At 67.1% G+C, this 14203-nt stretch carries 11 protein-coding genes and 1 pseudogene; 6 read left to right on the plus strand and 6 right to left on the minus strand.

Features of this window, described 5'->3' with window-relative positions; genetic code table 11:
• Nucleotides 1–115 precede the first annotated feature (115 nt).
• Nucleotides 116–2668 (plus strand): annotated as a pseudogene (locus E5P2_RS33280) (Tn3 family transposase); the annotation flags it as partial.
• 529 nt (nt 2669–3197) lie between these two features.
• Here the strand turns inward: E5P2_RS33280 and E5P2_RS33285 are convergent.
• Together E5P2_RS33285 and E5P2_RS33290 are read right to left on the minus strand one after the other, a co-directional pair.
• On the minus strand, nt 3198–4160 hold the full coding sequence (locus E5P2_RS33285; RefSeq protein ID WP_162571344.1) for a Bug family tripartite tricarboxylate transporter substrate binding protein: 963 nt from the start codon (nt 4158–4160) through the stop codon (nt 3198–3200).
• Between the two features lie 37 nt (nt 4161–4197).
• Complete coding sequence (locus tag E5P2_RS33290) at nt 4198–5064, minus strand: isocitrate lyase/PEP mutase family protein (RefSeq protein WP_162571345.1); 867 nt, start codon at nt 5062–5064, stop codon at nt 4198–4200.
• Nucleotides 5065–5175: 111 nt separating this feature from the next.
• Here E5P2_RS33290 and E5P2_RS33295 point away from each other — a divergent pair, with 111 nt between their 5' ends.
• The 5 genes from E5P2_RS33295 to E5P2_RS33315 all read left to right on the plus strand — a co-directional run bounded on the left by E5P2_RS33295 (nt 5176) and on the right by E5P2_RS33315 (nt 9866).
• The gene (locus tag E5P2_RS33295; protein ID WP_162571346.1) at nt 5176–5979 is read left to right on the plus strand and encodes an N-acyl homoserine lactonase family protein; all 804 of its coding nucleotides are present in this window, start codon (nt 5176–5178) and stop codon (nt 5977–5979) included.
• A 31-nt stretch (nt 5980–6010) separates the two neighbouring features.
• Nucleotides 6011–6334, plus strand: coding sequence for an antibiotic biosynthesis monooxygenase (locus E5P2_RS33300; protein ID WP_162571347.1), 324 nt, complete (start codon nt 6011–6013; stop codon nt 6332–6334).
• An 80-nt stretch (nt 6335–6414) separates the two neighbouring features.
• Nucleotides 6415–8061 carry a thiamine pyrophosphate-binding protein gene (locus tag E5P2_RS33305; RefSeq protein ID WP_162571348.1) on the plus strand — a complete coding sequence of 549 codons (1647 nt, stop codon included), beginning with the start codon at nt 6415–6417 and terminating at the stop codon, nt 8059–8061.
• 18 nt (nt 8062–8079) lie between these two features.
• Nucleotides 8080–8577 carry an aromatic-ring-hydroxylating dioxygenase subunit beta gene (locus E5P2_RS33310; RefSeq protein WP_232080970.1) on the plus strand — a complete coding sequence of 166 codons (498 nt, stop codon included), beginning with the start codon at nt 8080–8082 and terminating at the stop codon, nt 8575–8577.
• 14 nt (nt 8578–8591) lie between these two features.
• Nucleotides 8592–9866 (plus strand): aromatic ring-hydroxylating oxygenase subunit alpha, encoded by a 1275-nt coding sequence (locus tag E5P2_RS33315; protein ID WP_162571349.1) that lies wholly within the window; start codon nt 8592–8594, stop codon nt 9864–9866.
• Between the two features lie 2 nt (nt 9867–9868).
• Here E5P2_RS33315 and E5P2_RS33320 read toward each other — a convergent pair whose 3' ends face one another.
• From E5P2_RS33320 to E5P2_RS33335, 4 genes are read right to left on the minus strand one after another with little or no spacing between them, the layout of a single operon-like run.
• A complete protein-coding gene (locus tag E5P2_RS33320) occupies nt 9869–10873 on the minus strand; it encodes a Bug family tripartite tricarboxylate transporter substrate binding protein (protein WP_162571350.1) in 1005 nt (334 codons plus the stop codon).
• Between the two features lie 12 nt (nt 10874–10885).
• Nucleotides 10886–11653, minus strand: coding sequence for an SDR family NAD(P)-dependent oxidoreductase (locus tag E5P2_RS33325; protein WP_162571351.1), 768 nt, complete (start codon nt 11651–11653; stop codon nt 10886–10888).
• Nucleotides 11653–12516 carry a TauD/TfdA dioxygenase family protein gene (locus E5P2_RS33330; protein WP_162571352.1) on the minus strand — a complete coding sequence of 288 codons (864 nt, stop codon included), beginning with the start codon at nt 12514–12516 and terminating at the stop codon, nt 11653–11655. Before E5P2_RS33330 ends, E5P2_RS33325 begins: the two co-directional genes overlap by 1 nt.
• 29 nt (nt 12517–12545) lie before the next feature.
• The gene (locus E5P2_RS33335) at nt 12546–14198 is read right to left on the minus strand and encodes a thiamine pyrophosphate-binding protein (RefSeq protein WP_162571353.1); all 1653 of its coding nucleotides are present in this window, start codon (nt 14196–14198) and stop codon (nt 12546–12548) included.
• Nucleotides 14199–14203 lie beyond the last annotated feature (5 nt).

The following is a 14203-nucleotide window of genomic DNA, read 5'->3' on the forward strand; positions in this document are numbered from 1 at the left end:
CACCCATCGGCTCGCTTGTAGCCTTCAGTGCGTCCCAAACTTGGCTCATGGCACGTGGGGCGGTCCAGGGTCAAGCTCCACCACACCGACGCGGTAGCGCGCGACGAAACGCGGCCACCAGCGACGCGCCCTGGTGCGGTTGATGAGTGACGAGGTCGCCCGCTGCGCCGATCGCGAGCAACTCATCGTGTTTGCGCGACGCTGGCTGTATGAGCATCGACTGCTGATCGTCCACGACCGGGCAATCCGCGCCTTGATCGCTGCCGCCCTCGCCCGTTTCGAGGCCGAGACATCGACTTCCATACGAAGCGAGGTGCCTGCAGAGACGGTGACGCAGTGGTGCCGAATGATCGCGCAGCCTCACGCGACCGGCTTGACCCATCAAAGCTGGCTGTGGGCGGCGCCGGCTCGGCACTCGACGCGCCAGATCAGCGAGGCGCTCGAACGGATCACCTGGCTTTACGGCCTTGACGTTCATAAATTTCTCGGCGCCCTGCCCGACCTCATCGTGCGGCGCTACGCACTTCGTTTGGCCTCCAGACCTCCTTCGGCCGGCGCCAAGATCAGGGAACCAGCCCGCACCGTAGAGGTCGCCTGCTTCCTGCGCTACTGCCTGCTGACCGCCACCGATCAACTGATCCTGATGGTTCAGCGCCGCGTGGCCGACCTGTGGCGTCAGGCCGCCGATAGTGTCGGCGACACCGTCAACTGGGCTGACCTTTATCGATCGCTGCTCAACGAATTGACGAGCATGAGCGCCGAGGGTGGGATTCCAGACTCGGAATTGAGGGCTGGGTTGGCGGCTTTGGTCGCGAGCCACCGACAGCGTCGCCCGCCCGGGCGGGCATCGCTCGTGCGGGAGCGCCTGATCGAGGCCATCCGCCCAGTGCGATCCCTGCTGGTGGCAATCGCCAAGTTGCCATGGCAGGCGACCGGCGACCACCCGGTCATCGAATCACTGGCCAAGCTGCGCGATCTGTACGCTCGAAACGCCAGGAGCCTGCCAGAGCGCGTTTCGCCCCAGCTCGGATCGGTCTGGCGCGATGCGGTCTCGGGCTACGACCGCGAGCGCGCCTTCCGGGCGCTGGAAGTAGCCACGCTTTTTGCCCTGCGTCGATCCGTGCGCAACGGCTCGGTGTGGATCGAGCACAGCCTGACGTTTCGTGGCCGAGAGCGCCTGTTCCTACCCGCCGAGCGCTGGCAGGCCGAAGCCAAGCGGCACTACGCCCGGCTGTCGCTGCCGGCCGACCCGGAGGGATTCCTTGTTCCGCTCCTGGTGCGCGTGCATGCTGGCGTCCAAGCGGTGGCCATCGCCGCCCGTTCCGGCGTGCTGCGCATCGACGATGAATTGCACCTCTCGGCGCTCCTGGCGGACGATGAAGATCCGGAGGTCGGCAAGCTGCGCGCCAGATTCGACCAGCGCATCGGCGAGGTGCAATTGCCCGAGGTGATCCTGGCCGTTGACGCGCAAGTTCGTTTCAGCTGGATCATGCTGGGGCGCGAGCCGCGCTCGGCCGGCGAACTGCTGATGGCCTACGCCGGCATCCTCGCCCACGGCACCAGCCTCACGGCTGCCGATTGCGCACGCATGATGCCGCAGCTGTCGGCCCGGAGCATCCGCCAAAGCATGCGCTGGGCCGGCGACGAACGCCGACTGGGGCAAGCCTGCCAAGCGGTGCTGGAGTTCATGCAAGGCCATCCCATTGCAACGACGTGGGGCCGCTCTGACCTTGCCTCCTCGGACATGATGAGCATGGAGACCACCAAGCGTGTGTGGCAGGCCCGCCTGGATCCGCGGCGCAACACGCCCTCGATCGGCATCTACTCCCATGTGGGAGATCGATGGGGCATCTTTCACGCGCAACCCTTTGTGCTGAACGAACGCCAAGCCGGCGTGGCGATCGAAGGCGTCGTGCGGCAGGAGCGGATCACAACTTCTCAGCTCGCCGTGGATTCCCACGGCTACACCGACTTCGCGATGGGTCTGTCTCGCCTGTTGGGCTTCGATCTATGCCCGCGGCTGAAGGATCTGAAGCAACGACAGCTCTATGTTCCCCGTGGCATGCCGATTCCGGCGGACATCGCATCGGTGTGCGTAGCCAACGTGGATGCTTCGCTCATTGCGTCGCACTGAGACGCGCTCGTTCACCTCACAGCGTCGGTGATGTCCGGGCACGCCAGCGCAGTGGCGGTGATCGCGCGCTTCGGATCGGCCTCCAAGTCTGACCCGATCTATGAGGCCGGCGTGCAGCTTGGCAGGCTGTTGCGCACGGCCTTCCTGGCGGACTACTTCGTCAACGCGGCGTTCCGTCGCGAGCTGCATCGGGTGCTCAACCGCGGCGAAGCGGTCAACGCCTTGAAGCGCGCCATCTACACCGGGCGGATCAGTCCAGCGCAGGCCAGGCGTGTCGACGAGATGCAGGCCGTGGCCGACGCCTTGAGCTTGCTCGCCAACATCGTGATGGCATGGAACACCGCGCAGATGCAGGCGGTGCTCGATCGGTGGACAAATCGGCGCCAAATCGTCCCAGCCGAGCTGATGGGGCGGATCGCGCCCACGCGACTGGAAGGCATCAATCTTCGCGGAGTGTTTCGGTTTCCCATCGAGCGCTACGCCGATCAGCTCCTACCGTCACAAACTGCAGCGAAAAAGAGCGCCGGAGCCTGAAATCGACCACAGATCGGGCCGTCCCGCGAGGCAATTGGGGGTAACAGAATCTCAAGGTGGGACAAGGACTTAGAAGTGGCGATGCTTGGGAGGCCGCATTCTTGGCGGTGCCCTTACCGTCACTCATTGCACTGAAAACGAGTCGACCCCATCGGCGGCCGAGTCCGGCGTGCCGGATGCGGAGGTCGATATCGATCGCGTGGCGGGGGATTTGACGGAGGCGCTCATACTGTTTAGTCGATCGACCAAATCATACCGGTCGCGTGCGGGCCGGGACTCTCGAGGCAAATCCTCGTCACGTTCGCACGCCCACGATCAGCCCGCGTCGCACAGCCACCCGTCGTCCACCATCAGAAGCGGCGCCGTTACGCAAAGCGGCATCGGCAAGCGCAGGTAGAGCGTAATGGGCTGCTTGATGGGCCGCCCGCGGCTTCTGGACGTCGTTCGACCCACCGGCGCCGCAGGGAAAGACCATGCGGACCGGCCGACACGCTACGCAGGTCGCCTGACTGGATGCCAACGTGCCATCTCAGTCGGCGACGAGATTGCCTTCCACGATGACCTTCTTCCAGCGCGTGAACTCCGAGGCCATGAAGGTGCCGAATTCGGCTGGCGTGGTCGTGATGACCTCGGCGCCCATGTCCTTCATCTTCGCCTGCATGTCGGGCATGGCCATCGCCTCGTTCAGCGTCTTGTTCAGCTTGGCCACGATGGCCGGCGGCGTGTTCGCGGGCGCCGCGATGCCGAGCCAGCCGCTGACCTCGTACCCCGGCACGCCGGCCTCCGCCACGGTCGGAATGTTCGGCAGCGAGGGCAAGCGGCGGCTGCCGCTGACCGCGAGCGCGCGGATGCGCCCGCCCTGCAGGTGCGGCTGCGTCAGCAGCGGATCGCTGAACGCGAGGTCGATGTAGCCGCCCATCAGGTCGGTCAGCGTCGGCGCGGCGCCCTTGTACGGCACGTGCACCATCTGGAGGTGCGCCATCTGCGCGAACTGGACCATCGACATGTGGGGCGAACCGCCGGCGCCAGGCGAGCCGAAATGCAGCTCATTGGGATGCGCCTTCGCATAGGCGATCAGTTCCTTGACGTTGTGCACCGGCAGCGCCGACTTGACCACCAGCAGGTTGGAGAAGGACACCAGCCGCGCGACCGGAGCGAAATCCTTGAGCGGGTCGTAGCGCACGTTCTTGTACATCGATGCATTGATCGCCAGCGCGCCGATGGTGCCCATCATCAGCGTGTAGCCGTCCGGCGGCGCTGCGGCCACGAACTCCGCGGCGATGTTGCCGTTGGCGCCGGGCTTGGCCTCGACCAACACCGGCTGGCCGTAGGCGACCGACATCTTCTCGGCGACGAGGCGCGACAGGATGTCGGAGGCGCCGCCCGCGGCGCTCGCAACGATGATCTTGATCGGCTTGGTGGGATAGTCCTGCGCGGCGGCAGGCAGTGCGAGCGCGAGGCCGGCGACCAGCGCGGTCAGGTAACGGATCATCCTGTTGTCTCCTTTTAGTTGTCGTGCGAAAGCGGCGCTACGCGAAACTCTTCTCGCGCGCGACGGCGGCGTCGAGGCCGATGAAGCGATTGAATTCGTCGAAAGGCGTGATCAGGTGGGCGATCGAATCGGTCGAACCTTCGCGCAGGAAAGTCTCCATCATTTCCTTCACTGCCTTGTGCATCGCGAACACCGACTCGATCGGGCACAGCGCGTAATCGAAGCCCAGTTCATGCAATTGCTGCAGCGAAAGATAAGGACTCTTGCCCGAGCGCGCCATGTTGAACAGCAGCGGCTTGCCCAGCGGCTTGAGCCGTCGGCTGATTTCCTGGAGTTGTTCGACGCTGGTCGGAGCGTCGACGTAGAGGCCGTCGGCGCCCACGGCTGCATACGCCTCGAGCCGATCCAGCGCGTCGTCGAGCCCCGTCACCGCGACCGCATCGGTCCGCGCGACGATGAAGAAGTCCGGATCGCTGCGCGCCTCGACCATGGCACGCACCTTCTGGACCATCTCCTCCTTCGGCACCAGTTGCTTGCCCGCGAAGTGGCCGCATTTCTTCGGCACCGCCTGGTCTTCCAGGTGCAGCGCGGAAGCACCCGCCTCTTCCCAGAGCCGGATCGTGCGCTGGCAATCGAGCACGCCACCGTACCCGGTATCCGCGTCGGCGAAGACGGGCACCGTGGTCACGCGGCAGATGCGCCGGATGTGCTCGAACATCTCGGTCTGGCTCAGCAGCCCGACATCGGGCTCGCCGGCGATGATGGCCGAGGCGGAGAAGCCACTCACGAAGATCGACTTGGCACCCGCCTGCTCGGCGATCCGCGCCGTCACGGCATCGTGCGCGCCGAGGCAGGCGAATGGGCCTTCCTGGAACAACTGGCGAAATCGGGCCGATCGAGTCATGTGTTCTCCGTCAGTACTGAAATCACGAGACAGCGGGATTTGTTAGCGGTATCATACCATCTGAAAATCATCCGCAAGACACCTGCAAGAAATTTCTCGGAGAGCCCAAACATGACCGCCACGAGCGACGAAACGTACAAGGTCTATGCCATCAAGTACGGCCACCACGACCGGCTGTCCTCGGTCAATTTCCTCGGCGGCGACAGCCACGACACGCCGATGCCGCTCAGCTATTTCGTCTGGGCCGTGGTGGGCCCTTCGCGTACCTTCGTGGTCGACACCGGCTTCGACGCCGAGACCGGCGCGCGGCGCGGGCGCCACACCACCAAGCCGGTCGAGCAGGGACTGGCCGCGATCGGCATCGATCCCGCCTCGGTGGAGGACGTGATCGTCACCCACATGCACTACGACCATGCCGGCAACCGCGGCCTGTTCCCCAAGGCGCGCTACCACGTGCAGGACCGCGAGATGGCCTACTGCACCGGCCGCTGCATGTGCCACGCGACGCTCAATCATCCCTTCGACGTCGAGGACGTGGCCAGCATGGTGCGGCGCACCTTCGACGGCCGCGTGCAGTTCCACGACGGCAATTCGTCCATCACCTCGGGCCTCAGCGTGCACCGCGTGGGCGGCCACACCGACGGGCTGCAGGTGGTGCGCGTGCGCACCGCGCAAGGTTGGCTGGTGCTGGCCTCCGACGCGTCCCACCTGTACGCGAATATGGAGCAGAGCCGGCCCTTCCCGGTGGTCTACAACGTCGGCGACATGCTGGAAGGCTATCGGCGGCTCTACAGCCTCGCCGACGATCCCGCGTGGGTCATTCCGGGCCACGATCCCGATGTGCTCAAGCGCTTCCCCGCCGCGAGCCGCGAGCTCGACGGCTGGGTGGCCCGACTCGACGGCGCGCAGCGCTGAACCCCTTTTTTCTGAAAGCGAGTGAGAAGAAATGTCCGAGTGCATCGTGCTGATCCGCCGTTTCATCAAGCCGGAGCGCGCGCAGGAATTCGCGGCCTGGGTCGCGCGCCAGCCGGCCGTGACGGCGCCGGGCTTCATCAGCAAGGTCCTGACCACCCTCGATCCGTCGCTGGGCCTGCCGCCCGGCCTGAACAGCTTCCACATCGCCGGCAACGCCGATTGCGCGACCTTCGTGATGATCGAGCGCTGGACCTCGGTCGATGCCTTCAAGGCCTACGTGCCGAAGGCGAGCACGTCCGACCAGGACGAGTTCGAGTTGCTGCCGCGCCAGCGCACGATCCTGTCGGTGACATAGCGCACACCGGCGCTGCGCGTGCCGGCACGGCCGGCGACGGCCCGCCGCTCCCACCCTTCCATTGCAAGGATCCCCTCCTCATGACAACCCTTTCTTCCACCGACCTGGACATCGACGGCAAGCTGTCGGGCGCAGCTGCCGTCGTCGCGCAGTTCAAGGCGCGCGGCGTGACGCACATCTACGGCGTTCCCGGCGGCGACTGCAGCCTGGACATCATCGACGCGGCCGAAGCCGTCGGCATCGCCTTCGTGCTGACGCGCAGCGAGAATTCGGCCGCCATGATGGCCGCGGCCGCCTACCAGGTGACGGGCAAGCTCGGTGTCGTGCTGACCACCCGCGGGCCCGGTCTCGCGAACGGCGTGAACGGCGTCGCCTGCGCGATGCTCGACCGCTGCGGCATTGTCATCATCAGCGACGGCTACGAGAACGACCAGGCCTTCGTGAGCCATCAACGCTTCGACCAGCAGCGCGTGCTGGAGCCGATCGTCAAGGGCTCGCTGCGTGTCGAAAGCCCGACCGCGCTGCCCGCGCTGGGTCCGCTGTTCGACCTCGCCATGGCCAGTCCGGCCGGCCCGGTGTATCTCGAAGTCACGGGCCAGGGCATGCGCAACAGCGTGCCCGCGCTCTCGTTCCCGATCCAGCCTGCGCACAGCGCACCGCTGCCGGCCGCGCAAGCGACAGGCATCGCCGCGGCGCGCAAGCTGATGGCCGCAGCGAGACGGCCGGTCATCATCGCCGGCCTGCAGACCCGCGGCGCCCAGGCGGCCGAAGGCCTGCGCGCGCTGGCGGCGCAGTGGCAGTGCCCGGTGTTCACCACCTACATGGGCAAGGGCTCGATCCCCGATGCCGATGCGTTGATGATGGGCCACTTCATGGCCGGCGGCGCCGAGGCCGAGACCATGAAATCGGCCGACCTGATCCTGATGTACGGAACCGACCCGATCGAGCTGCTGCCCAAGCCGTGGCGCTATGAAGGCGCGGTGATCGACCTCGGCACCTATCCCTTCCCGCGCAATCACTATGTGCCCGCGGTGGCCCTGATCGGCGACCTCGCGGCCACCGCCAAACAGCTCGCGCAGGACCTGCCGCGCAGCCCGTGGAAGCCCGAGGCCATCAAGGCGCTCAAGGCCCACATGCGCGAGCGTGCCATCGCGCTCGAAGACGGCGTCATCACGCCGACGCTGCTGGCGCAGACCGCGTGCGGCCTGCTGCCGTCGAACGCCCGCATCACCGTCGACGCCGGCGCCCACATGCTGCCGGTGGTGGCTTTCTTCGAGGCGAAGAATCCGTACGACGCGCTGATCTCCCGCGGCCTCGCGACCATGGCCTATGCACTGCCCAGCGCGATCGGCGCCGCGCTCGCCGACCCGGCGCGGCCGGTGGTCGCCTTTACCGGCGACGGCGGCCTGATGATGTGTGCGAGCGAGCTCGCCACCGCCGCGCAGGCCGGCTGCAGGCTGACGGTCGTCGTCTTCAACGATTCGGCGATCGCGATGATCGGCGTCAAGCAGAACCAGCGCGGCTTCGAGCGCAAGGGCATGGACTATTCGCAGAGCGACTTCGCGCAGGTGGCCAAGGGCTTCGGCTGCGCAGGCGTTCGCGTCCACGAGCCGGCCGAGCTGGCCGCCGCGCTCGAGAAGGCGCTGGCCGGCGCCGGTACCACGGTGGTCGACGTGATCGTCGACCCTTCGACCTACCACTCACAGATCAAGTCATTGCGCGGCTGAGGCCGCGAGGCATCTACCATGGACATGAACCCTCCCCTGGCCACCACCGCACCCGGCCTGCGCGCCGAACTGCGCGACCTGTACGACGACTACGCGGCCGCGCTCGACGATCTCGACTTCGAGCGCTGGACCGGCTTCTTCACCGACGACTGCGTCTACCGCGTGGTCTCGATGGAGAACTTCAAGGAAAACCTGCCGCTCTCCACCATGGCTTGCCACGGCGCGGGCTCGCTGCGCGACCGGGTCGCAGCCATCCGCGAGACCGCGGTGTTCGAGCCGCGCATCCTGCGCCGCATGGTCAGCGGCGTGCGCCTGAACGCGACGGCGCCGGACGAGATCCGCGCGCAGGCCAACTTCGCGATCTTCGAAGCGCTGTCCGACCGCGAGCCGCATCTCTTCATGGTGGGCCGCTACCTGGACCGCGTGGTGCGCCAGGCCGGTCAGCTGAAATTGCGCGAGCGCGTCTGCGTGTACGACAACTACCGCGTGCGCACCTCCCTCGTCTTTCCGGTTTGAAAAAGAGCTCGAGCATGGACACCCTCACGAACACCCCCGCGGCACCGATTTCCACCTGGCAGATGCGCCGCTGGCCGCAGCCCGCGGAGACCAGCATCCCGGCCTGGATCTATTCCGACCCGTCGCTGTTCCAGCGCGAGATGGAGGTCTTCTACGACGGCCCGCACTGGAACTTCGTCGGCCTCGAATGCGAGATCGAAGCACCTGGCGCCTACAAGCGCAGCTGGATCGGTACCCGTTCGGTCGTCATGGTCCGTGGTGCCGATGGCGCGATCAACGTGCTCGAGAACCGCTGCGCGCACCGCGGCTCGCAGCTGTGCTGGGAAAGCAAGGGCGTTGTGAAGGACTTCACCTGCCCCTATCACCATTGGAACTACGACCTCGAAGGCAACCTGCTGGGCCTGCCCTTCCTGCGCGGCGCCATGGGCAAGGGCGGCATGCCGCGCGACTTCAAGAAGTCCGAGCACGGGCTGCGCAAGCTGCGCGTGGCGCGCTTCAACGGCGTCGTGTGGGCCACCTTCTCCGACGAGACGCCGTCGCTCGAAGACTATCTCGGCGAGGAGATCCTCGGCCTCGTGGACCGCGCCACCGGCCGCGGCAAGAAGAAGCTGCGGCTGCTCGGCTACAACCGGCAGCTGCTGCCGAGCAACTGGAAGCTCTATCTGGAAAACAGCCGCGATCCGTACCACGCGACGCTGCTGCACAGCTTCTTCCTGACCTTCGGCCTGCTGCGCACGGACACCGCCTTCAAGGCCGTGCCCACGCTCAAGGGCCGCCACGGCATCATGGCCTCGACCTACTCGGCGGCCACCGCTGGGCAGCAGAACGAGGTGACCAAAGAGCTCTCGAATCTGAAGAGCGACTTCATGCTCGAGGACATGGAAGTGGTGCGGCCGGTCGACGAGATGGGCGACAGCTCGATGATCAATTTCTCGGTGATGCCGTCGATCTTCTTCCAGCAGCATGGCAACTCGCTGGCGCTGCGCCACCTGATCCCGAAGTCCGCCTCCGAGACCGAACTCGCATGGACACACTACGGCTTCGAGGACGACGACGAGACGATGAACCGCCGGCGCCTCAAGCAGGCCAACCTCATGGGCCCGGCCGGCTACGTGGCGATCGACGACAGCGAGGTGCTGGCCAAGATGCAGCCGGTGGTCGCACACGCCCCCGAATCGGTGCAGCTGGTGACGATGGGCGGCACCGAGCACCAGCCGATGGACACCATGGTCACCGAGACGCTGATCCGCGGCTTCTACAGCTACTACCGCGAGCAGATGGGGCTCTGAGCCTATTCGGCCTTGAGGTTCGCGGCGCGCACGACCTTGCGCCAGCGCTCCGTCTCCGAAGCGATGAACTGCGTGAAGTAGGCCGGCCCGAGCGTCGGCACGAACGAGGCCATGTCGTTCGTCACCACGCGCTGGATGTCGGGCAGCTTCATCACGGCGTCGAATTCCTTCACCATCCGGTCCACGATCGGCTGCGGCGTTCCGCGCGGCACCAGCACGCCGACCCAGCCGGTCACCTCGAAGCCGGGCAGGCCCGATTCCGCCACCGTCGGCACGTCGGGCAAGAGCGGCGAGCGCTGTGCGCCCGTCACCGCGAGCCCGCGCAGCTTGCCGGCCTTGACCAGCGGCAGTCCCGACGCGATCGGCGTGATCTGGAACGGCACCACGCCGGCCATGGTGTCGGTCAGGCCCGGCGCCTCGCCGCGGTACGGCACGTGCGTGAGCTTGATGTGCGCGGTCTGCGCCAGCAGCTCGCCGGTCAGGTGCAGCGAAGTGCCGACGCCGTTGCCCGCATAGGCCATCGGCTCGGTCTTGGCGCGCTCGATCAGTTCCTGCATCGACTTCGGCCCCTTCTCGAGGTTGGCCACGATCAGGTTCGGATAGGCCACCAGCAGCGTGATCGGCACCAGGTCCTTCTGCGGATCGAAGGGCAGGCTGGCATAGAGGCTGACGTTGACCGCCATCGGCCCGGGATTGCCGAGCACCCAGGTGTAGCCGTCGGGCGGCGACTTGGCGACGAAGTCGGTGCCGATGTTGCCGCCGGCGCCGGTCTTGTTGTCGACGATCACCGCCTGGCCGAAGCGTTCGCCCAGCTTCTGCGCGGCGGCGCGCACGATGATGTCCGAGGTGCCGCCCGCCGCGTACGGGATCACCCAGCGAATCGAATGATTCGGCCATGGCGCGTTGTCGGCCCGTGCGTTGCCGCTGGCGGCGAGCAGGCCGCCGCCGGCACCGAGGGCCAGGGTCGCGAGGGCGTCGCGGCGCGAGATATTCCGTGATGACTGCATGGTGTCTCCTTGTTATCCGGCCCGGCAGAGCCGGCCGCCGTCGACGACCAGCAACTGCCCGGTCACATACGAGGCCATCGGCGAGCACAGATAGAGCACCGCGCCCACCACGTCGTCGGGCGTGCCGACGCGGCCCAGCGGCAGGCCCTTGGCGGCCGACTGCAATGCTTCGGGGGTGTCGAGCGTCGCGCGGTTGAAGTCCGTGAGGATGGTGCCCGGCGCGACGCCGTTCACGCGGATGCCGAGCGGCGCCAGTTCCACCGCGGCCGACACCGTGAGCTGGCGGATGCCGCCCTTGGTCACGTCGTAGGCGATCTCGGGCACGCGCGAGGCCACGAAGGCCGAGGTCGACGAGAAGGTCACGATCGATCCGTGGCCGCGCGCTGCCATGTGGCGCGCCGCCTCCTGCACCGAAAAGAAAGTGCCCTTCAGGTTGACGCGCGCCAGCGCATCCCAGTCCTCCTCCTCGTGTTCGAAGAAGGGCTTGACCTTGAGGATCCCGGCCGCGCACACGGCGATGTCGAGCGGCTCATCGAGCGTGCGGAAGAAGCTGCGCAGTTTCGGGATGTCAGCGATGTCGAGCTGCCGCGCGCTGGCCTTGCCGCCGGCGCGCACGATCGCGTCGGCCGTGTCGACGCAGGCCTCGGCACGGATGTCGGTGACGATCACCTGCGCGCCGCGCGCACCGAGCGCCAGCGCGATCTCGCGGCCCATGCCGCGGCCGGCACCGGTCACCACCGCGTTCAGGCCGGAGAAGTCGAAATCGCGTGCGGCGTCCATCACACGGCCAGCACCGTGGTGCGGTGCATCAGCCGCCGCTGCGGCAGCGCATAGTCGGCGATCGCGAGATGCTGCGTCGATGAGTTGTCCCAGATCAGCAGGTCGCCCTCGTTCCAGCGATGCCGGTAGGTGAACTCGGGCCGGGTGGTCTGGTCGACCAGCTTCTTCAGCAGCGCATCGCTCTGGCGCTCTTCCATGCCGATGATGTGCGTGGTGTAGCCGTCGTTGACGAACAGCGCCTTCTCGCGCGTGATCGGATGCGGTCGCACCAGCGGGTGCACCACCTTCGGCACCTCGCGCTTCTGCGCTTCGGTGAGGTCAGGGCGCTTGGAACCCGCGGCCTGCATGCGCGCGTAGTGCTTGCCGTACGAGTGCTCCGAGCACAGGTCCGCGATCTGCGCCTTGGTGGCCTCGTCGAGTGCCTCGTAGGCGGCAGTCAAGCTGGCGAACAAGGTGTCGCCGTAGCTGCGCTCGCCCTCGCGGGCCGGCACCTCGATCGAATACAGCAGCGAGCAGCGGCACGGGTTCTGCGTGTACGAAGTGTCGGAATGCCAGAACAGGCCCGCATCGCCGATGCCCAGCGGCTCGCCTTCGTCGTCGAGGAGGTTGGTGATGCGCAGGGTCTGCTCGTAGCCCGGGATCAGGAAGGGCTTGAGCACGTGGTCCTGCAATTTGCCGAAGCGCTGGCTGATCTCGATGTGCCGCTGCTCGCTCAAGTGCTGCTTGCGGAACAGCAGCAGGCCGCGCTCGTTGAACACCGATTCGATCTGCGCGAAGTCGTCGTCGCCGAAGTCCTTCGAAAGATCGAAATCCACGATCTCCGCGCCGACCGCCGGCGCCAAGGGTCGTACTTGCAATGCCATCTGTCGTCTCCGTTCGTTCTGTTCGCGGCTCAGCCGCGCAGCGCAGCGAGCTGCGCCGTGTAGGCGTGCGGGTTGACCACGGTGTCGATCAGCACCGGACCGTCGTGCGCGAAGGCGCGCTGCATCGCAGGCGCCAGCTCCTCGGGCCTTTCCACGCGCAGGCCGAGGCAGCCGAAGCCTTCGGCCACCTTGGCGAAATTGGCCGGCGAGAAATCCAGGCCGTCGCGTTCGAACTTGCGCTGCCGCTGCTTGACCTCGATCAGGGTCAGGCTCTCGTCGTTGAACACCACCACCACCAGCTTGCAGCCGTACTGCACCGCGGTGCCCAGCTCGCCGGCGCACATCATCAGCCCGCCGTCGCCGGTGAAGGCGATCACCGGCCGTTCCGGCTGCGCGAGCGCCGAGCCGATCGCCGCCGGCAGCGCGAAGGCCATGGTGGCGAGGCCGCGCGAGATCAGCGACTGGCGCGGCTCGGTCGCGTGCCACGCGTGCAGCACCGGCAGCATGTGCGCGCCGGCATCGAGCGCGATGCGCGCATGCGCGGGCGCCGCGGCGATCACGGCGTCGACCAGCGCCTGGGGCGTGATCGGGCCGTCGCCCTTGTCGGCGCGGGCGCGTTGCTTGAGTTCGGCGCGCGCGGCGGCCAGCACCTCGGCCTTCCATTCGGTGCCGCGCACCACGCCGGCGACCGCATCGGCAAATGCGGCCAATGGCCCGGTCATCGTGACCTCGGGCTTGACGATGTTGCGCGGGAAATCATGCGAGGTGAACTCGATGATCGGGCCGTTGTACAGCCACTTGTGGGCCGGGAACTCGATCGCGTCCAGCCCGTACAGCAGCACCAGGTCGGCCTGCTGCAGCAGCACGGCATCGGCCGCGCCCGCGGTGTAGCAGCCGACGGCCATCGGCTCGTCGGCCGACACGGTGCCGAGCGACTTGTAGGTCTCCAGCACCGGGCAGTTCCAGGCCTTCATGAGCTTGCGCAGCGCGGCCGAGGCCGCGGCATCGCTGGCCTGCAGGCCAGCGATGATGATCGGCCGCTGCGCCGCCGAGAGCAGTTCCCTGGCCTTGTCCGAAAGCTGCACCGGCGCAGCCTTGCGCACCGCGCGCGGCGCGGGCTCGCTCACCGCTTCGGCTTCGCGGCGGATCTCGCCGCCGCGCATCTCGATGTAGACCGGCCCGGGCGGATCGGCGCTCGCGAGATCGAGCAGCGCATCGATGTCGCGGCCCGGGTCCCTGCCGGCGAGATTGCAGCTGCCCTTGGCGAGCGGCGCGATCATCGCGTGCTGGTCGTAGCGCTGGTGCGCCACCGCGTCCATGCGCGGCGCGTCGTAGCCGTCGGCCAGCACCAGCAGCGGCGCACGGTCGAGCGCGGCATAGGCGACGCCGTTCATCGCATGGGCCAGCCCGGGACCGCGGGTGACCATGATCACGCCCGGCGCGCCGGTGATCTCGCCGGTCACGCTGGCCATCATGCCGGCCGCCGATTCGGTGCGCGCGAGGATGAACTCGATGCCGACCTTGGCGCAGGCGCTGATCAGGTCGAGGCTGCAATCGCCGCCCGGCACGCCGAAGAAACGCTTCACGCCGCGCGCAGCCAGACGCTGCGCGAGCACGTCGATGACGAGGACCGGATGGGCCGGGACGGCAGTCGCCCCGGCTTCTTTAGTTAGCGTTAACATTTTTG

It is taken from the genome of Variovorax sp. SRS16 (assembly GCF_901827165.1).
Lineage (GTDB): Bacteria > Pseudomonadota > Gammaproteobacteria > Burkholderiales > Burkholderiaceae_C > Variovorax.

What these genes read in the sequence shown, in the direction of transcription:
- E5P2_RS33285 (WP_162571344.1), bottom strand. Translation starts at nt 4,160, where the DNA reads ATGATCCGTTACCTGACCGCGCTGGTCGCCGGCCTCGCGCTCGCACTG.
- E5P2_RS33290 (WP_162571345.1), bottom strand. Translation starts at nt 5,064, where the DNA reads ATGACTCGATCGGCCCGATTTCGCCAGTTGTTCCAGGAAGGCCCATTC.
- E5P2_RS33295 (WP_162571346.1), top strand. Translation starts at nt 5,176, where the DNA reads ATGACCGCCACGAGCGACGAAACGTACAAGGTCTATGCCATCAAGTAC.
- E5P2_RS33300 (WP_162571347.1), top strand. Translation starts at nt 6,011, where the DNA reads ATGTCCGAGTGCATCGTGCTGATCCGCCGTTTCATCAAGCCGGAGCGC.
- E5P2_RS33305 (WP_162571348.1), top strand. Translation starts at nt 6,415, where the DNA reads ATGACAACCCTTTCTTCCACCGACCTGGACATCGACGGCAAGCTGTCG.
- E5P2_RS33310 (WP_232080970.1), top strand. Translation starts at nt 8,080, where the DNA reads ATGGACATGAACCCTCCCCTGGCCACCACCGCACCCGGCCTGCGCGCC.
- E5P2_RS33315 (WP_162571349.1), top strand. Translation starts at nt 8,592, where the DNA reads ATGGACACCCTCACGAACACCCCCGCGGCACCGATTTCCACCTGGCAG.
- E5P2_RS33320 (WP_162571350.1), bottom strand. Translation starts at nt 10,873, where the DNA reads ATGCAGTCATCACGGAATATCTCGCGCCGCGACGCCCTCGCGACCCTG.
- E5P2_RS33325 (WP_162571351.1), bottom strand. Translation starts at nt 11,653, where the DNA reads ATGGACGCCGCACGCGATTTCGACTTCTCCGGCCTGAACGCGGTGGTG.
- E5P2_RS33330 (WP_162571352.1), bottom strand. Translation starts at nt 12,516, where the DNA reads ATGGCATTGCAAGTACGACCCTTGGCGCCGGCGGTCGGCGCGGAGATC.
- E5P2_RS33335 (WP_162571353.1), bottom strand. Translation starts at nt 14,198, where the DNA reads ATGTTAACGCTAACTAAAGAAGCCGGGGCGACTGCCGTCCCGGCCCAT.